The sequence below is a fragment of the Caballeronia glathei genome (genome assembly GCF_000698595.1).
Lineage (GTDB): Bacteria > Pseudomonadota > Gammaproteobacteria > Burkholderiales > Burkholderiaceae > Caballeronia > Caballeronia glathei.
In genome coordinates, this window is sequence record NZ_JFHC01000002.1 from 220,609 (window position 1) to 239,450 (window position 18,842).

The 18,842-nt window shown below is 66.9% G+C and carries 13 protein-coding genes; 4 read left to right on the top strand and 9 right to left on the bottom strand.

From position 1 onward, the window contains the following. Positions 1 to 85 precede the first annotated feature (85 nt). Positions 86 to 550 carry a hypothetical protein gene (locus BG61_RS02840; RefSeq protein ID WP_035926074.1) on the bottom strand — a complete coding sequence of 155 codons (465 nt, stop codon included), beginning with the start codon at positions 548 to 550 and terminating at the stop codon, positions 86 to 88. 194 nt (positions 551 to 744) lie between these two features. On the opposite strand from BG61_RS02840, the gene BG61_RS02845 reads away from it, so the two are divergent. Beyond that, positions 745 to 1,959, top strand: a complete 1,215-nt coding sequence (locus BG61_RS02845) for a Bcr/CflA family multidrug efflux MFS transporter (RefSeq protein WP_035926071.1) — start codon at positions 745 to 747, stop codon at positions 1,957 to 1,959. 78 nt (positions 1,960 to 2,037) lie between these two features. Here the strand turns inward: BG61_RS02845 and BG61_RS02850 are convergent, their stop codons facing one another. The 6 genes from BG61_RS02850 to BG61_RS02875 all read right to left on the bottom strand — a co-directional run bounded on the left by BG61_RS02850 (position 2,038) and on the right by BG61_RS02875 (position 11,029). Then, positions 2,038 to 3,339: a mechanosensitive ion channel family protein gene (locus BG61_RS02850; protein ID WP_035926068.1), complete on the bottom strand. Its 1,302-nt coding sequence runs from the start codon at positions 3,337 to 3,339 to the stop codon at positions 2,038 to 2,040. A 147-nt stretch (positions 3,340 to 3,486) separates the two neighbouring features. Continuing rightward, positions 3,487 to 5,613 carry a prolyl oligopeptidase family serine peptidase gene (locus BG61_RS02855; protein ID WP_035926065.1) on the bottom strand — a complete coding sequence of 709 codons (2,127 nt, stop codon included), beginning with the start codon at positions 5,611 to 5,613 and terminating at the stop codon, positions 3,487 to 3,489. A 1,010-nt stretch (positions 5,614 to 6,623) separates the two neighbouring features. Beyond that, entirely contained in the window at positions 6,624 to 7,742 is a 1,119-nt protein-coding gene (locus BG61_RS02860; protein ID WP_035926062.1) for an ABC transporter ATP-binding protein, read from the bottom strand. 88 nt (positions 7,743 to 7,830) lie between these two features. Continuing rightward, positions 7,831 to 8,688 (bottom strand): carbohydrate ABC transporter permease, encoded by an 858-nt coding sequence (locus BG61_RS02865; protein ID WP_035926059.1) that lies wholly within the window; start codon positions 8,686 to 8,688, stop codon positions 7,831 to 7,833. After that, a complete protein-coding gene (locus tag BG61_RS02870; RefSeq protein WP_232255982.1) occupies positions 8,678 to 9,532 on the bottom strand; it encodes a carbohydrate ABC transporter permease in 855 nt (284 codons plus the stop codon). Before BG61_RS02870 ends, BG61_RS02865 begins: the two co-directional genes overlap by 11 nt. 246 nt (positions 9,533 to 9,778) lie before the next feature. After that, a complete protein-coding gene (locus tag BG61_RS02875) occupies positions 9,779 to 11,029 on the bottom strand; it encodes an ABC transporter substrate-binding protein (RefSeq protein WP_035926053.1) in 1,251 nt (416 codons plus the stop codon). Between the two features lie 523 nt (positions 11,030 to 11,552). On the opposite strand from BG61_RS02875, the gene zwf reads away from it, so the two are divergent. The 3 genes from zwf (at position 11,553) to BG61_RS02890 (ending at position 15,791) form a co-directional block, all read left to right on the top strand. Further along, the gene (gene zwf, locus BG61_RS02880) at positions 11,553 to 13,013 is read left to right on the top strand and encodes a glucose-6-phosphate dehydrogenase (RefSeq protein WP_035926050.1); all 1,461 of its coding nucleotides are present in this window, start codon (positions 11,553 to 11,555) and stop codon (positions 13,011 to 13,013) included. Between the two features lie 173 nt (positions 13,014 to 13,186). After that, positions 13,187 to 13,888 (top strand): 6-phosphogluconolactonase, encoded by a 702-nt coding sequence (gene pgl / locus BG61_RS02885; RefSeq protein WP_035926047.1) that lies wholly within the window; start codon positions 13,187 to 13,189, stop codon positions 13,886 to 13,888. Then, a complete protein-coding gene (locus BG61_RS02890; RefSeq protein WP_035926044.1) occupies positions 13,869 to 15,791 on the top strand; it encodes a bifunctional transcriptional regulator/glucokinase in 1,923 nt (640 codons plus the stop codon). The genes pgl and BG61_RS02890 overlap by 20 nt, the downstream gene beginning before the upstream one ends. 126 nt (positions 15,792 to 15,917) lie before the next feature. Here BG61_RS02890 and BG61_RS02895 read toward each other — a convergent pair whose 3' ends face one another. After that, complete coding sequence (locus BG61_RS02895) at positions 15,918 to 17,480, bottom strand: acyl-CoA-binding protein (RefSeq protein ID WP_035926042.1); 1,563 nt, start codon at positions 17,478 to 17,480, stop codon at positions 15,918 to 15,920. Beyond that, the gene (locus tag BG61_RS02900) at positions 17,477 to 18,805 is read right to left on the bottom strand and encodes an MASE1 domain-containing protein (RefSeq protein ID WP_051672222.1); all 1,329 of its coding nucleotides are present in this window, start codon (positions 18,803 to 18,805) and stop codon (positions 17,477 to 17,479) included. Before BG61_RS02900 ends, BG61_RS02895 begins: the two co-directional genes overlap by 4 nt. Positions 18,806 to 18,842 lie beyond the last annotated feature (37 nt).

The window sequence follows — 18,842 nt, forward strand, 5'->3', positions numbered from 1 at the left end:
GGCCGATCGACGAACGGTTCAACGGCGCAAATCAGTTTTAAATTGTACCGGAGACGTCAGGATAGAGCCCGCGCCGCGGCGCGCCTCATGCGGCGTGGAGGGGCGGCCGCGGCCGATGTCCGGTGCGTTCCCGCCAGAGTTTATCGAGTGCGCCCTCGGCCATCGGCTTGATGATCGTGCCGGAACTCTGCGCGTCCCAGGTCTGCACGGAAAACGGATGGGCGCGCAGTTCGTCGCGCGTCACGACGACGCTCTCGTGCGCATCGACGAGCCAGTCGTAGACGAAATCGATGCACAGCCGAAAGCCGCGCTTTCGCGTCGGATCGGGCACTTCGTAGGGCGCGCGCGTCACGTAGCCGGACGCGAAGACGCCCCTGGGCGCCTGCGCCACGCGATGCACGAATACGCGGTCGCCGGGCATGAGGCTGCGCGAGCTGCCGCAGCCCCATGCGTCGGTCACGGCGACGCCGGCCGCGACCCGGCGCGCAACGTCCGGCAGCTCGGGCCACGGCCACTTTCCGGGGCTCCAGATGAGAAGAAAGGCGGTCATTCGGGGGTTCGGTCGTTCAAACGGATCGAAAGAGCTTACCGGATCATGGGGCCGGATGAGCGGAAGGGGTCGCGTACAATGGCCGTTCGCTCGCCGCGCCCGCTCGACCGTGTTCCAAACGCTCCGATGCGCCGCGGCATCCGGCCACCACCTTCAAAGCTCACAGCCTGCGCCTGGCGCCCGAGCCGATCCCCATGACACACACCAAGCGGCGCAGTCCCGATGCCCGTCTGATCCTCTTGCTCGGCGCACTGGCCGCCTGCGGGCCGCTGTCGATCGACATGTACCTGCCGAGCCTGCCCGCGCTCGCCGCGTCGTTCGGCACGAGCGCGGCCGCGGCGCAGAGCACGCTCACGAGTTTCATGGCGGGCTTCTCGATCGGCATGCTGCTGTACGGGCCGCTTTCCGACGCCTACGGCCGGCGCCCGGTGCTGCTCGGCGGCATCGCGCTCTACACGGTGGCGAGCGTCGGCTGCGCGCTGGCGCTTTCCATCGACGCGCTCATCTTCGTGCGCTTTTTGCAGGCGCTCGGCGCGGGGGCGGCGTCGGTGCTCGCGCGTGCGATCGCGCGCGACGCCCACGAAACCGCCGACGCCGCCCGCGTGCTCTCCATGCTCTCCATCGTCACGTCGATCGGGCCGCTGCTCGCGCCGCTCATCGGCGGGCAGTTGCTGCTGCTCGGCGGCTGGCGCGTGGTGTTCGTCGCGCTGACGGCGTTCGGCGCGGTGTGCGCGGTGACCGCGTACCTGCGCGTGCCGGAAACCTGGCCGCGCGAGAAGCGGGCGAGCTCGGCGGTGGGGCGCTCGTTCGCCGCCTACGGGCGGCTCCTGACCGATCCCGTCACGTGGGGGCACATGCTGTGCGGCGGGATGGCGTTCGCGTCGATGTTCGCGTACATCACGGCGACGCCGTTCGTCTATATCGACTACTTTCACGTCAAGCCGCAGTACTACGGGCTGCTGTTCGGGCTGAACATCGTCGGGATCATCTCGGGGAACGTGCTGAACACGCGCATGGTCGGGCGTGTCGGCTCGCTGCGCATGATTTCGGGCGCGGCGTTCGTGAGCGTGGTCGCCGCGCTCGCCGTCGCGCTCGTGTGCCTGACGGGGTGGGGCGGACTGTGGTCGATCGTCGTGTGCCTGTTCTTCGTGGTGGGCGTCGTGGGCCTGCTGTCGGCGAACTGCACGACCGATCTGATGCATCGTTATCCGCACAATGCGGGCGCGGCGGCGGCGCTCTTCGGCGCGGTGCAGCTCGCGCTCGGCGCGCTCGCGAGCCTCGCGATCGGCCTCTTTCACGACGGCTCGCCGTATGGCATGGGCATCGTGATCGGCATCTGCGGCCTTCTCACCTTCGCCGGGCGCACGCTCGTGCTGCGCTGGCACGAGACGCCGGTGCGGGCGGTGTGACCCCGCGGCGCGTGTGCGCCGGACGCCCGCGCGCCGCTCGCGCCGGGCGTTTCAGGTGCTTCAGGCGCCTCAGGCGCCTCAGGCGCGCGACGGCTCCCGGAGCGCCAGCCAGCGGGCCGCGCGGATATCGCGCACGCGAAACGCCCCGAGGATCGCTTCGTTGATGTCGGAGGTGAGGTTCAGCTGCCCGTTCGACGGGTCCGCGATCCAGTACTGCGCTTCCAGGCGGATGCGGCCATCGGCGATGTCCGCGATGTAGACGGCGGGCGGTGGCATCTGCAGCACGCGCGCCTGAGCGGACAGGATCGTGAGGATGGCTTCTTTTGCGGCGGCCGTGTCACTTTCGATGTCGATGTGGATCGAGTTCGAGAGGCGCAGCGTGTTGTCGGTCCACGACTGGTTGATCACCGTGTTGACCGTGAGCGTGTCGTTCGGAACGAGCGCCTCGATGCCGTCGCCGGTCGTGATGGTCGTGTAGCGCACGGTCATGTGCGTGACGCGGCCCTTCACGCCGCCTGCCGCGATCGTGTCGCCGATGCGCACCGACTGCTCGAAGAGCACGATCAGTCCGCTGATGTAGCTTGCCGCGAGCCGCTGCAGCCCGAGCCCCACGCCGATGCCGAGCGCGCCGGCGAACGCCGCCATCGCCTTCACGTCCACGCCCGCCTGCGCCAGCACGGCGACGGTCGCGACCGTCCACACGGCGATATCGATGATGCGGCGCATCGCGAGCGCGAGATTCGGCGACAGCCGCGTGCTGCGTTCGAGCCGCCGCCCGAGCCATTTGATCGTGCCGTGCGCGACGATCATCACGACGATCGCGGTGGCGGCGCCCGCCGCGAGCGACAGCAGATTGACCCTGACCGGGCCGGCGGTGAGCCGGATCGCGCGGGCGGCGTCGAGCACGTGCTCGAGATCGCGCTCGGGCTGAAGCACGGCGAACATCACGCACAGGCAGACGAGCCAGCTCAGGCAGCGCAGCAGCAGGCGCAGCACCGGCACCGGGCGGAACACCAGTTCCAGCACGAGCGCGGGGATCTGAATGAGGAGTTGCAGCACGCTCGCGAGCGCCATGACGACGAGCAGTTCCGTGTCGATCCAGGGCCTTGCCGTCAGATAGGCGGCCAACAGCATGAGCAGGCAGCAGCACGCGGGCACAAAGCACACGCAGATGCTCCAGAGCGGCCGCCAGCGCCGCGTGTCGGGGATTTTCGCGCGCAGCCGGCGCAGCAGGAAGACGGCGAGCGCGCCTGAGGCAACGACGACAAGAAGGAGGGTGACGAGTTCGCCCGGGCTCGCGTTCGCGAGTGCGCGGGCGCTCAGATCGGCGAGCGACTCGAAGTGCTCATTGTCGGGGGCGGTGAGATAGAGGTCGGGCATGAGCGGTGTCGCGCGGCGGACGCGATGCCGCCGCGCATTCGGATAAGCGACGGGAGCGACATACTGCGTGCGCGCCTCGCACAGATGGATCAGAAAACTCCCAATCGCTTGCCGCTTGCCGTTCTTCGCACCGCGGATACGGCTTGTTCAGCTTCCGCTCGCTGGCAGTCCCGCCCCGACCATGGCTTTCAGGAACGTGAACGCCGTGGCCTCGACGCGCGCGACGGCTTCCGGCTCGACGCCCGCGCCGTGGCCGCCGTCGCGGTTTTCCAGATACCAGACCCGCGCATGGCCCTGCGCCTGCATCTTCGCCGCCATCTTGCGGGCGTGGCCGGGATGCACGCGATCATCGGTCGTCGACGAGGTGAAAAGCACCGGCGGACAGGCCGCGTCCGCCCGCACGTTCTGATACGGCGAATAGGTCATCAGGAACCGCAGGTCGCGGGCGTCCTCGGGGTCGCCGTATTCGTCGATCCACGACGCGCCCTGCAGGAGCAGGTGAAAGCGCGCCATGTCGAGGAGCGGCACCTCCGAAAGCACCGCCCCGAACAGTTCCGGCCGCTGCAACATGCACGCGGCGGTGAGGAGGCCGCCGTTGCTGCCGCCGCGAATGGCAAGCTGGCGGGGTGTCGTCGCGCCCGAGTCGATCAGCGACTCGGCGACCGCGATGAAGTCGTCGAACGACACCTGCCGCTTCTCGCGCTGCGCCGCCTGATGCCAGAGCGGCCCGAACTCGCCGCCGCCGCGGATGTTCGCAACCGCGAAGAGGCCGCCCGCTTCGAGCCATGCGATGCCGGTCGTCGCGTCGTAGTGCGGATCGAGCGCGACTTCGAAGCCGCCGTAGCCGTAGAGCAGGCAAGGCGCGGCGCTGCCCGCGAGCGCCGCTTCCCGGCCGATCAGCCAGTATGGAATCGCTTCGCCGTCGGGGGCGGTTGCGTGGCGGCGCACGGCGGCGAGGCCCGCGGTGTCGAACTGGGCGGGCAGCTGCGCGAGGAGCGTCCACGGCGCATCCGTGGCAAGGTCCGCGTGATAGAGCGACGGCGGCGTCAGGAAGTGTTCGACGTGGATCAGCACGGTGTCGTCGCGCTCCGAATCGATCGCGTCGACGTACGACTGGCTCGCGTCCGGCAGCCGGAAAGCACGCGCCTCCCAGGCCGCCCCGGCCTCCGCGGGCGGCCGCCACAACGTGATGCGCGGCGAGCCGTCGTCCATTTGCGAGACGATCAGCCAGTGCTTCGTGAAGTCGATGTCGGCGAGCACGTTGCGTCCCGCGGGCGCGAACAGCACCGTGAAGTCGCGCGCGCCGGCGAGAAACGCGTCGCGCCGGATGACGAGCAGCGTTCCGCTCGCGTGCTGCTCGCCGCCGATCGACCACGCCTCGCGCGGCGTGACGAAGAGCCAGCCGTTCCAGTGCTCGATTTCCGCGTGCAGCGGCAGGTCGTATTGCCGCCAGTCGCCGGCGGCTTCGTCGAGCCAGAAGTGCATCGTTTCGAAGAATGTCACGGCGCGCGACGCGAAGTGCAGCTTTTCGAGCGGATCGTAGTCGGCGCCCGCCGACACGTCGCGGCGCTTGCCTTCGAACACGACCGGGGCGCCCGCAAGCGGCGTGCCGCGCGACCAGCGGCGCGCCTCGCGCGGAAAGCCCGAGGTCGTGAGCGCGGGCTTCTTGCTGTGCGCGCTGTCGTCCCAGCCCACGTAGACGGTGTCTCGGTCGATCCACGAGATGCCGTGCTTGCCGACGTCGGGCAATTCGAAGCCGCCTGCAACGAACGCGCGCGACTCGATATCGAACTCGCGCACGATGCAGGCGTCCGAGCCGCCCGGCGACAGGCTGACGAGCGCGCGGTCCCAGGTGGGGTAGAGCATGTCGAAGTCGTGCAGGGCCCAGCGGGTGTCGTCGTCTTTGATGTTGTTGAGGTCGAGCGAATCGACGTCGAGAACGGTTTGCCACTGCGGCTTGCCTGCGAGCCACGCGCTCCAGGGCGTGCGGCGCACGATGCCGAGCGGATGCTCGTCGTCCTGCCAGGTGTTGTAGCCCCAGTCGCCGTAGCGCGAGCACGTGACGATGCGGTCCTGCGACGTGTACGCCTTCGCGAGCCGCGCGGTGAGCGCGTCGGCTGCGGGCGTCTTGCCGAATTCGTTTTCCGTGCGATCGTTTTGCGCACCGACCCAGGCGTCGACTTGCGTGCTGTCGAGCGACTCGAGCGTGATGAACGGGTCGCCGTCGTTCGAAAGGGGCCAGACGAGTTCGGGATGCAAGGACAAAAAGCTCATTTCGATGGGTTGGGCGGGAGCGCCCCCGGGTTGCGGGAATGTTCGATTATGGACGCTGGCGCTCGGGGTTGGACGGATGGGGCGGATTTAACACCGTTTGATGCGCTGGCGCTTGGTCGGGGTTGGGTGGTTGTAGAACCGTCTGATGCGCTTGCGCTCCCATGAAACTTGCTTTGGTATTGGTTTATTAGCTTCGCCCCTGTGCGGGGCAGCAGTCACTTTCTTTGCAGCAGCAAAGAAAGTAACCAAAGAAAGCAGCTATGGGGTCAGCGGTATTAGGAGGGAATCGCATTGAGTCATTCAGAGTGGCCCGACCGTGGGAGTGTCCACCTCTGTACGTTGAGCGGACAGGTACGCGGACCCGCTGTGTCATCGCACCATTAAACGAAGTGGTAAGGCAGTCATTCATCCGTCTCGGCACTGCGTGCCCGACGTAGGGTTTGCTGGATGTAGGCGGGTGCGGCGACATGACGAGCGCCTTTGGTGCACACGGCCACGGCGTGCGTTGGTGCGCGTGGGAAAAAGCGAAGCGATTGGTGGTGGCGAACCTCGCGTCGGAGCGAAGCGAGGACGGATGGATGATGGCCTTACCGCTTCGTTCGAAGGCGCGAGGGCGCAAAGGGTCCGCGTACCAATCCGGCTGAAAGACAGAGCAGGACACTCCCGCGGTCGGGCCACTCTGAAAGCTCAAACGTGGTCACGTCCTAATCCCGCTGACCCCATAGCTGCTTTCTTTGGTTACTTTCTTTGCAGCAGCAAAGAAAGTGACTGCCGCCCCGCACAGGGGCGAGCTAATAGACCAATAGCAAAGCAAGCTTCACCAGGGCACAAGCGCATCAAACGGTTGAACAAACACCCACCCCGAGCGCCAGCGGTCCACCTTGTGCAAAGAAAGTGACTGCCGCCCCGCACAGGGGCGTGCTAATAGAGCAATAGCAAAGCAAATTTCACAGAAGCACAAGCGCATCAAACGGTTCAACAAACACCCACCCCGAGCGCCAGCGACCCCCTCAGGCCAGTCGCTCCTCCGTCTTCGGATCGAACAACACCGCCTTCGACACGTCGAAAAGCAGCGTCATGTTCGTAAGCGGCTGCGGGTTCGCCGCCGGGTGCACGCGGCTCACGATGCGTTTGCCGTTCACCTGCGCGAACACGAGCGTGTCGGGCCCGGTCGGCTCGATCACGTCGACCTTCACTTCCACCGGCTGCAGCCGCTTGTCGTCGACGTCGTGCGCGCTGCGCGCATCGGTGATGCGCTCCGGGCGCAGGCCGAGCACCACCTCCTGGCCGACCTTGCTGCGCAGCGGCGCCGCATCGAAGGGCAGGTTCAGCACCTGGCGCGCGACGCCCGTATCCAGTTCGAGCCCGACGCCCGAGCCCGATTCCACCAGCTTGCCGCTGATGAAGTTCATCGGCGGCGCGCCGATGAAGCCCGCGACGAACAAATTCGACGGCGAATCGTAGATCTCCTGCGGCGCGCCGAATTGCTGCACGACGCCGTCCTTCATCACCGCGATGCGGTCGCCGAGCGTCATCGCCTCGATCTGGTCGTGCGTCACGTAGACAATCGTGGTGCCGAGGCGCTGATGCAGCAGCTTGATCTCGGAGCGCATTTCGATGCGCAGCTTCGCGTCGAGGTTCGAGAGCGGCTCGTCGAACAGGAACATGACCGGGTCGCGGGCGAGCGCGCGGCCCATCGCGACGCGCTGGCGCTGGCCGCCCGAAAGCTGGCCCGGCTTGCGGTCGAGCAGATGCTGGATCTGCAGCGTGTCCGACACGCGGTCGACGATCTTCTTCTGCTCGTCCTTCGGCACCTTGCGGATGTTCAGGCCGAACGAGATGTTCTCGCGCACGCTCATCGAAGGGTAGAGCGCGTACGACTGGAACACCATCGCGATGTCGCGGTCCTTCGGCGAGAGGTTGTTCACCGTCTTGCCGTCGATCATGATGTCGCCCTTCGTCACGGTCTCGAGGCCGGCGATCATGTTGAGAAGCGTCGACTTGCCGCAGCCCGAGCCGCCGACGAGGATCAGGAACTGACCGTCGTCGATGTCGATGTTGACGCCCTTGAGAACCGGCACCCCGTTCGGGTAGGTCTTGTACACGTCACGGATGGAAAGGCTTGCCATTGTGAATCCTCAGTTGTCTCGGTTGCTGCTCGTTTGTCCTGGTCAGCGGGCACGCGGCGCCACGCACGCGCCGCCCGCCGCAAAAAAATCAGCCCTTCACCGCGCCCGCCGTCAGGCCGCGCACGAAGTACCGGCCGGCGACCATGTAGACGAGAAGGGTGGGGAGCGCCGCGATGATCGCGCCCGCCATGTCGACGTTGTATTCCTTCACGCCCGTGGACGTATTCACGAGGTTGTTCAGGGCAACGGTGATCGGCATCGAATCGACGCCGGAGAACACGATCCCGAACAGGAAGTCGTTCCAGATCTGCGTGAACTGCCAGATGAGGCAGACCATGAAGATGGGCAGCGACACCGGCAGCAGGATCTTCGTGAAGATGGTGAAGAAGCCCGCGCCGTCGATGCGCGCCGCCTTCACGAGCTCGGCCGGAATGCTCACGTAGAAATTGCGGAAGAACATCGTCGTGAACGCGATCCCATACACGACGTGCACGAGCACGAGGCCCGGCACCGTGTTAGACAGGCCGAGGATGCCCTGCAGGCGCGCCATCGGCAGCAGGATGGCCTGGAACGGAATGAAGCAGCCGACCAGCAGCATCGTGAACACCGCGTCGGCGCCGCGAAAGCGCCAGTGCGTGAGCACGTAGCCGTTGAACGCGCCGATGATCGACGAGAGCAGCACGGCCGGAATCACCATCTTCACCGAGTTCATGAAGAACGGCTGCATGCCGTCGCAGCGCACGCCGGTACACGCTTCCTGCCACGCCTTGACCCACGGCGCGAAGGTCCAGCTGGTGGGCGGGGTGAGCAGGTTGCCGGTGCGCAGCTGGTCGAGGTCCTTGAACGACGTCGACACCATCACGTAGATCGGGAACAGGAAGTAAAGCGCGAACAGGATCAACGCCGCGTAAATGACGGCGCGGCTCATCGTCATCTTAGGCTGCATTGCGGGTGCTCCTCGATTCGAGATACATGAGCGGCACGAGCACCGCGACGACCGTTGCGAGCATCATCATCGACGACGCGGCGCCGACGCCGAGCTGCCCGCGGTTGAACGAAAACGTGTACATGAACATGGCCGGCAGCGATGAGGACGTGCCCGGCCCGCCGGCCGTCAGCGCGACGACGAGGTCAAAGGTCTTGATCGTGATGTGGCAGAGGATCAGCAGCACGGAGAAGAACACCGGCCGCATGCTCGGAATCACGATCTTGCGGTAGATGGTGGGCAGCCCCGCGCCGTCCATCTGCGCGGCCTTGAAGATTTCGCTGTCCACGCCGCGCAGTCCGGCGAGGAAAAGCGCCATCACGAAGCCGGTCGATTGCCATACGGCCGCGATCACGACGCAGAAGATCGCCTTGTCCGGATTGCCGAGCCAGTCGAACGAGAAGCTCGTCCAGCCCCAGTCGTGGAACACCTTCTCGAGACCCAGGCCCGGGTTGAGAATCCACTGCCACGCGGTGCCGGTCACGATGAACGAAAGCGCCATCGGATACAGGAAGATCGCGCGCAGCGCGCCTTCGTTGCGGATCCTCTGGTCGAGCAGGATGGCGAGAAAGAGGCCGAGCCCGACGCAGATCGCGATGAACGGAATGCCGAACCAGCCGAGATTCGCGGCGGACGTCCACCAGACGTCGTTGGCGAAGAGCTGCCGGTAGCGGTCGAGGCCGGAGAATTCGTAGCGCGGCATCAGCCGCGAATTGGTGAGCGAGAGGTAGCCCGTGATCAGGATGAAACCGTAGACGAACACGAGCGCGATCAGGACGCTCGGCGCGAGCACCAGTTTCGGAATCCATTTATCGGCAAGCGCCGCCGTGGGGGAAACCCGGCGGGGCGGGTTTTGCGGATTCTTGTCCGCGGTACCGCTGAGGGAGGCAGCCACAACTCGACTCCTGGAAGACGTGCGGGCAACAGGCTGCAGCGCGGGAGCGGCGCATTCGCAGTGTCACGCCAGCACATGATGCGACGATTTTGTTGCTTCATTCGAGGCGGGCGCCATCGGTGCAAACCGCACGGCGCCCGCTTGGCGCTTACATCGTTACTTCGTCTTTGCTGCGTTCGCGAGCGCCTGCACCGCGCTCTTCGAATCCTGCGACGAATTCATGAACTTCGTCACGACGTCGGTGATCGCACCAGCGGTGGCGTCGCCCTGAGCCATGCCGTGAGCGAGCGACGGCACATAGCCGCCCGACTTGAGCGAGGTCTGCTCGTCGGCGTACGCCTTCTTCGCGCAGTCGTCGAACTTGTCCATGTTCACGCCGAGGCGCACCGGCACCGAACCCTTGTTCAGGCTGAACTGCTCCTGGAACTGCGGCGACATGATGGTCTTCGCGAGCGCGAGCTGGCCGGGCGTCGCGTCCTTCTGGCCCTTCTGCTGGAAGAACACGAACGAGTCGACGTTGAACGTGAAGGACTTTTCCGTGCCCGGAACGGCCGCGCACACGTAGTCGCTGCCCGCCTTCTTGTTCGCGCCGGCGAATTCGCCCTTCGCCCAGTCGCCCATGAACTGCATGCCGGCCTTGCCGTTGATGACCATCGCGGTCGCGAGGTTCCAGTCGCGGCCGGTGCGGCCGTTATCGAAATACGACTGGATCTTGCGGACCGTGTCGAACACCTGAACCATCTTGTCCGAGGTGAGCGTCTTCTGGTCCAGGTCGACGATCGCCTTCTTGTAGAAGTCCGCGCCCTGCGAGAGCACCACGTCTTCCCACAGCGTCAGGTCCTGCCACGGCTGGCCGCCGGCCGCGACCGCGACGAGGCCCGCGGCCTTCATCTTGTCGGCGACCGCGAAGAACTCGGGCCAGGTGGTCGGCACCTTGCCGCCTGCCTTGTCGAGCGCGGCCTTGTTGATGTAGAGCCAGTTCACGCGGTGCACCGAGAAGGGCGCCGCCACATAGTGGCCTTCGGCGTGGATGATCTTGTCGATCTCGGGCGGCAGGTTCTTCTTCCAGTCGCCGGCGACGGAATCGATCGGCACGAGCACGCCTTGCTCCGCCCATTCCTGGATCAGCGGACCCTTGATCTGCGCCGCCGTCGGGGCATTGCCCGAGATCACCTGGGTCTTGAGCGCGGTCATGGCCGCGGCGCCCGCGCCGCCCGCGACGGCGAAGTCCTTCCAGGTGTAGCCCTGCTTGGTCATGTCGTCCTTGAGCACGCCAATCGCCTTCGATTCGCCGCCGGACGTCCACCAGTGCAGCACAGACACGGATTCGGCCGCCTGCACCGATGCCGACACGCCACACATGAGACCGGCAGCGCAAAGCGCGCCCATGAGCTTACGGACTTTCATTGTTTATCTCCTCCGAAACACCTGAACAAAAAGCGATTGGCCCCTGTGTCACCAGGAAGCGGGTGGTTAGAAAAAACGGGCAAAACATCGGTGGCCGGGCAGGCGGCGGCAGGAAGGAAGCGCGCTCAGGCGTTGCGCGCGCGTGAGCCCGCGCGGCGCCTGTGCGCAGCCGTCAGACCGGTTCCCGGCCGCACGGCTCTCAAGAGATGAGTGTTCTGAATCGCAACGGCTGTCTCCTCTTTTGATTTTTCGCGGCTTCGGCGAGCGATGGATTGCCGCGCGAAACTGCTCGAGGTTGGCAAGTCCGGCACCTGACGGCCGCCCTTCAATCCGGCGCCGTTGTCCGAGGTCCGTTAACATGCAAACAGGACGTCAAACCTCGGGAAAACGCTCATCTTCTGATTGACTTGAGCTTTTTTTTCCCGGATGACATTACCTCTTGATTTGGATTGTAGTTAAACTACAATTCAGTGTCAAAAAAATTTTTATCGGACTACGGTCCCCCCGAACCCGACGGAGACACATGCAAACCGACTCGAATTTCACCTTCGTACTCTTCGGCGGCACCGGCGACCTGTCGATGCGCAAGATCCTGCCCGCGCTCTACGAGGCGCACCGCGCCGGGATGCTGGCGGCGGCCGGGAAGATCGTGGCGGTGGCGCGCGGCGCGGAGTCGCGCGAGGCTTACCTGGCCTGGGTCGAGGAGCACGTGAAGCCGCACGTGTCGAAAAAGGGCGTGGACGAGGCCGCGTGGCGCGGGTTTCTCGCGCGGATCGAGTACGTGCACATCGACCTCGGCAAGCCGGAGGATTTCCGCATCCTGCGCGACGCGGTTGCCCAGCACGACGGCACGCGCGTGTTCTATCTCGCGACGGGGCCGTCGCTTTTCGTGCCGATCTGCCGCGCGCTTGCCGAGGTCGGCCTGAACCAGAACGCGCGCATCGTGCTGGAAAAGCCGCTCGGCTACGACCTGGAGTCGTCGAACGCGATCAACGACGCTGTCGGCGAAATCTTCCAGGAAGAGCAGATCTACCGGATCGACCACTATCTCGGCAAGGAGCCGGTGCAGAACCTGCTCGCGCTGCGCTTCGGCAATGCGCTTTTCGAGCCGCTCTGGCGCCGCGAGTGGGTGGAGAGCATCCAGATCACGATCGCGGAGGAACTCGGCGTGGAAGCGCGCGGCGACTTCTACGACAACACCGGCGCGCTGCGCGACATGGTGCAGAACCATTTGCTGCAACTGCTCTCCATCGTGACGATGGAGCCGCCGCATTCCATGGACTCCGACTCCGTGCGTGACGAAAAGCTGCGCGTGCTGCGCGCGCTCAAGCCCGTCGACGCGCGCGACATCAGCAAGGTCGCGGTGCGCGGCCAGTATCACGCGGGCGTGATCAAGGGCGCGTCCGTGCCCGCTTACGCCACCGAGCCGGGCGTGCGCCCGGACAGCACGACCGAGACGTTCGTCGCGCTGAAGGTGGAGATCGAGAACTGGCGCTGGGCGGGCGTGCCGTTTTTCCTGCGCACCGGCAAGCGGCTCGCCGACCGCGTCGCGGAGATCGTCGTGAATTTCCGGCCCGTGCCGCACTCGGCGCTCGGCGCGAACGCGCTGCGCGCGGGCGCGAACCGCCTCGTGATCCGCCTGCAGCCGAACGAAACCATCCGCCTCTACTGCCTCGCGAAGCAGCCGGGCGAGGGGATGAACCTCGCGAGCGTGCACCTCGACCTCGCCTTCGACCAGTTCTTCAAGGAAGGGCAGATGGAGGCGTATCAGCGCCTGCTGCTCGACGTGATCCACGGGCGTCTCGCGCTTTTCGTGCGCCGCGACGAACAGGAAGCGGCATGGCGCTGGGTCGAGCCGATCCTGAACGAATGGGCGGTCTCGCCCAAGCCGCCGAAGCCCTACGCGGCGGGCACGTGGGGGCCGGCCGCATCGAGCGCGATGCTGGCGCAGCATGGCACCTGCTGGCTGGAAGAGGAGAATTGAGGTTCGCGGCAGGTTTGGGGCTGCGGTGAACGTGCGGTGAGCGGAAACGGCAGGACGGCGCTGGCGCGCGGCAGGAGCGCCCGCGCAGCAAGAGAGACACGCGTTGGAACATGACCCGCCGCCGTGCAGCACGGCCGGGTTGGTCAACCAAAACAATGCAGGATGGAGGAGCAGTGATCGAGCTTCACACTTTCGACGACCCGCGCGCCCAGTCGGACGCGCTGGCGAAAGCCGTGGGCGACGCGCTACAGGCGTCGCTGGCGGCTCGCGGCGCGGCCACGGCCGGCGCCGCGCACCATGCGACGCTCGCCGTATCCGGCGGCACGAGCCCGCGTCCCTTTTTGCAGACGCTCTCTGCCGAGCCGCTCGACTGGGCGCACATCGACGTGACGCTCGTCGACGACCGGTGGGTGCCCGAGACCGATAGCGCGAGCAACGCGCGCCTCGTGCGCGAGACGCTCTTGCAGAACGCGGCGGCCGGCGCGTACTTCTGGCCGCTCGTCGACGCCTCGCAGCCACTCGAGGCGCACGTGGCGGACCTGAACGGCGACGCGCAGCGCCGCCTGCCGGACGTCGCGGTGCTCGGCATGGGCGAGGACGGCCACACGGCGTCGATTTTCGCCGACGCGCCCGAGTGGGACGTCGCGATCACGACGCACGACCGCTTCATCGCCGTGCATCCGGTCAGCGCGCCGCACGCGCGCGTGAGCCTGTCGATGTCGGCGCTGAAGCAGGTCGGCCAGCTCTATCTGCTGATTTCGGGCCAGAAGAAGCTCGACGTGCTGAACGCGGCGCTCGCCGCGCCGCAGAAAAATGCCATCTCGACGTTGGCCAATGCTCAGGGAGTGAAGCTCGATGTCTACTGGTGTGCATAGTAAGGCCGCGGCGGCCGGCAACCAGCACGCCGACGGACCGAGACTTCTTGCCGACATCGGCGGCACGAACGCCCGGTTCGCGCTCGAAACCGCGCCCGGCGAGATCGGGCAGGTCCGCGTCTACCCGGGCGCGGACTACCCGGGCATCGCCGAGGTCATGCAGCAGTACCTGAAGGACACCAAGGTCGGCCGCGTCAATCATGCGGCCGTCGCGATCGCCAACCCGGTGGACGGCGATCACGTGCAGATGACGAATCACGACTGGAGCTTTTCCATCGAGGCGACGCGCCGCGCGCTCGGCTTCGACACGCTGCTGGTCGTCAACGACTTCACCGCGCTCGCGATGGCGCTGCCCGGCCTGACCGATGCGCAGCGCGTGCAGGTGGGCGGCGGCGCGCGGCGGCAGAACAGCGTGATCGGCCTGCTCGGACCGGGCACGGGCCTGGGCGTGTCGGGCCTGATTCCCGCAGACGACCGCTGGATCGCGCTCGGCAGCGAGGGCGGGCATTCGAGCTTCGCGCCGTCGAACGAAAGCGAAGACCTCGTGATGCAGCACGCACGCCGGAAATGGCCGCACGTGTCGTTCGAACGCGTGGCCGCCGGGCCAGGGCTGGAACTGATCTACCGCACGTTCGCCGAGCGCGACGGGGTGGCGGTGGCGGACGACTTCTCGAGCGCCGACGTGACGAAGCGCGCGCATGACGGCGAGGCGCTCGCGCTTGAAGCCGTCAACTGCTTTTGCGGCATTCTCGGCACGTTTTCGGGGAATATCGCCGTGACGCTCGGCGCGCTGGGCGGCATCTATATCGGCGGCGGCGTCGTGCTGAAGCTCGGCGAGCTCTTTCACAAGTCGCCGTTTCGCGAGCGCTTCGAGGCGAAAGGGCGCTTCCAGCAATATCTGGCGGGCATTCCGACCTACGTGATCACCGCCGAATATCCGGCGTTTCTCGGCGTGTCGGCGATTCTCGCGGAGCAGTTGTCGAACCGGGCGAACAGCGGCTCGTCGGCGGTGTTCGAGCGCATCCGCCAGATGCGCGACGCGCTCACGCCCGCCGAGCGGCGCGTGGCCGATCTCGCGCTGAACCATCCGCGCTCGATCATCAACGATCCGATCATCGACATCGCGCGCAAGGCCGACGTCAGCCAGCCCACCGTAATCCGCTTTTGCCGCTCGCTCGGCTGCACGGGGCTGTCGGATTTCAAGCTCAAGCTCGCGACGGGCCTGACCGGCACGATCCCCGTGAGCCACAGCCAGGTGCATCTCGGCGACACCGCCACCGATTTCGGCGCGAAGGTGCTGGACAACACGGTGTCGGCGATATTGCAGCTGCGCGAGCATCTGAACTTCGACAACGTCGAGCGCGCGATCGACATCCTGAACGGCGCGCGCCGCATCGAGTTCTACGGGCTCGGCAATTCGAACATCGTCGCGCAGGACGCGCACTACAAGTTCTTCCGCTTCGGCGTTCCGACGATTGCCTACGGCGACCTGTACATGCAGGCCGCATCCGCGGCGCTGCTCGGCAAGGGCGACGTGATCGTGGCGGTGTCGAAGTCGGGGCGCGCGCCGGAACTGCTGCGCGTGCTCGAACTGGCGCTGCAGCAGGGCGCGACCGTGATCGCGATCACGTCGAGCAATACGCCGCTTGCCAAGCGCGCGACAGTGGCGCTCGAGACCGATCACATCGAGATTCGCGAGTCGCAGCTTTCGATGATCTCGCGCATCCTGCATCTCGTGATCATCGATATTCTCGCGGTCGGCGTGGCGATCCGGCGCGCGGCGCCCACGCCCGGCGCGACGCTGAACGAGGCGGTCGCGAAGGTGCGCGAGGCGGGCGACGAGGAAGCGGGCGCGGTGCTCGACTGGCTGAGCCACGGGGCATCGGGCGCGGCGCGGGAGTGACGCGCTCGTCCGTTTCCGGAGACGTGTGAGGAAAACGCGCTTGAGGAACACAAAAGGCCGCCGATGCGAATCGGCGGCCTTTTGTTTTGTGATGAGCGAGCGGTTTCGCGCGCTGCGCCGGGACGCTCAGACCATGGCGGCGATGTCGGTATCGAGTTGCTCGACGAGCGCGATATACCGGCACATGGCCTCGGCCCGGTCGACGCCCGCGAGCGCCGCCCACGCGCCGTGCTTGGCGCGCGCCACCGGATCGAGCGCGGAGGGCGGCTGCGCGGGGGCGTCGCCATCGACCGCCTGCTTGTAGTACGCGTAAAGGCGCAGCATGACGGCTTTCGACGGCCGGCGCGCGAGCGCCTTCGCGCCCTCCTGCGCCTGCGCGAAGCGCCGCTGCAGCGCTTCGCCGTCGAGCGCGGCAAGTTCTGGCGCGAGCGTCCCGGCCGTCTCGCCTGCCGATAGGCCCCGCGTAGCCGCGCCCGCATTTTCGCCGGCCCAGAACGCCGCTTCCGCGGCGGCGTCGTGCGGTTCGTACACGACGCTCGCGATGCGTCCGTTGCGCAGCACGAAGGTCTGCTTTGCGCCGCCGTGAATCACGCGGCCCTCGCGCGACGCGACGAACAGCACGTCAGCGGTGGCGGTCTGGCCGTCGAACGAGGGCTCGCCGAAGCGCTGCACGGCAAACGTGCCCTCCGAGCGTTCGAGCAGCGTCGAGAACAGGTCGATCAGCGCGCTGCGCCCGACGTATTCGCGGGCGAGCGGCCCTTCGCCGCGCTGGTCCCAGATCACGTCGGACGCGAACAGCGGCAGTGCCGCCTCGAACTGCTGCGAGCTCATCGCGCTCATGTAACGCGAGGTGAGCTCGCGCACTTCCTCGTCGCTCATCGGCGTGTCGGGCTCGTCCGCCTCGGCGGGACGTTCGGCGGCGGCCGGGTCGAGGCCCAGGAAGCGCAGGATGCCGGTCGCGACGAGCTGGCGGTCGTTGTCCACGCAAATCAGGTGATAGCTGTTCTCGAGCACGACGAGCTCCGCCCGCTCGACATTGTCGCGCAGGAAATACGCCGACTTGAGGCTCGTCAATTCGTCCTCGCGGGCATGCATGACGAGCGTGTCGCAGCGCAGCGCGACTGCGGCGCGCATCGCGCGGCGCCGCAGCCGGTCGACCTCGCGGATGCACGCGAGCGGCACCCACCGGTAGTGAAAGTTCTCGCCGCGTTCGAATTTCGCCTTGACGATTGAGCGCACCAGCGCGTTCTTGATGCCGTAAGGCTCCTCCTCGTCTACTCGCATGCGGCTCGGCACGAACGGCAGCCAGTACATCAGATGCCGCAGCGCGCGGTACCACGGCGTCGCCCAGCCGTCGATGTAGATGGGCGGCGCGAGCGTGACGAGGCGCCCGCGCGCGTGGCCTTCCTGCGCGCACAGCGCGAGCGCGAGGAGCGAGCCCATGCACATGCCGATCACGTGCACGGTGTCGTATTGCATGACGACCTCGCGATATTTCCGGGTGACCGCGGCAAGCCATGCTTCCGTCCGCACGCCGACCAGGTCTTCCGGCGTGGTGCCGTGTCCGGGCAGCGTCAGCGAATGCGTATCGATGCCGGCGCGCTTGAGCGCCTTGTGCATCGAGCCAAGGTCGAATTGGGTGCCGCCGAGCCCGTGAATCAGCAGGGCCGCGGTGCGCGGGGCGTTCATGCAGCCTCCGCATGGGCCGCGGTCCGCGACGGCGGCTGGCCGGCCGGCGCCACGGCCTGGCCCGGGCGTGGCGCGCGCCAGGTGCCCGCGATGAACGCGGTGCTCTCGTCGAGATCGCTGATCGACTGGCTCGTGTCGGTGATGAACACCGGGCCGCCTTGCGGCGTGCGCAGGCAGAACGTCATTTCGCGGGTCGGCTGGCCGTCGGCGGCGCGCAGCCAGCGGGCGCGGGCGCGCGCGCGGTCGTCGAGGGAGATGGCGGCGAGCACCGTGTCGAGGGTCGCGAACGCGTCGGGCGAGCGGCCCGTGATGCCTTCCAGATCGCCGCCCCATTCGAAGTGCCCGGTGCGCGTGTCGAGGCAGTACACGAGCTGGCCGCTGCCGGCGAGCGCGAGCTCCATGTTCGCGCGCCAGCGCGAGGCGCTGTCGAGCGCCTTTTCACGGTGGCTGCGAAGCGTGGTGATGAGCAGCACGAGCACCGACCCGACGCCGAGATAGAGCTGCACGCCGAGCAGCGACTCGTCGTCGGGCGTGCGGCCGAACGGGCCGTAGCCCGACGCGGTCTGGGAAAGCGCGATCAGCGCGAGCGCGAGCACGGAAATCACGCCGCCGCGTGCGCCCCACATCAGCGCGATCAGCGCGCAGAGCAACAGCGGCACGTAGCTCATGCCGATCAGCAGGTTGTCGCTCATGCTGCCGCCCGCCGCCGAGCCGAATACGACCAGGGCGCACGGCACGAGCGCGGCGAACGCGAGCGCGCCGATCACGCGTTCGGCCGTGCCGCGCATCGACTGGCGGCTCGGCCTGAAGCGCGCCCAGGCGGTGAACACCGGCGTCACGATGAAGATGCCGACCACGTGCGCGATCGCGCGCATCTGGAAGCCGGGCCAGAAGGCCGCGCCGCCCGGCGACAGGATCGCGTTGTTGAGCGCGCTCGCGAGGACGCTTTCGATGAGCGCCGCGAAAAACAGCGCCCGCAGGAAGTACAGCCCGTGCAGCGGCACCTGGGCGAAGCGGACCACGATCGCGAGCGCGATGCCCGGCGCCGCAATGGCGATGAGCGCGATGACCACCGAAAGCAGCAGATGGGCGCCCTGCAGCATGCCGAACAGGGTCTGGGCCGCGGCGAGGCCGATCATGACGGCCGGCCAGCCCTCGGGGCGGGTGAGCATGAGCGCCGCCATCGCGACGCCCGCGGGCAGCCAGATGGATGCGGCGTAGCCCGTTCCGGTCGCGAGAATCGCGGAGGCGTAGGCGGCGAAAAGGTAGGGGAGTGCCCAGAGAAGGCTGCTGATGAGGCCGCTGATTTGAGGGCGCTGGCGCATGGGAGGCTCGGCTGTGGATCGAACCGGCGAGGCTAGC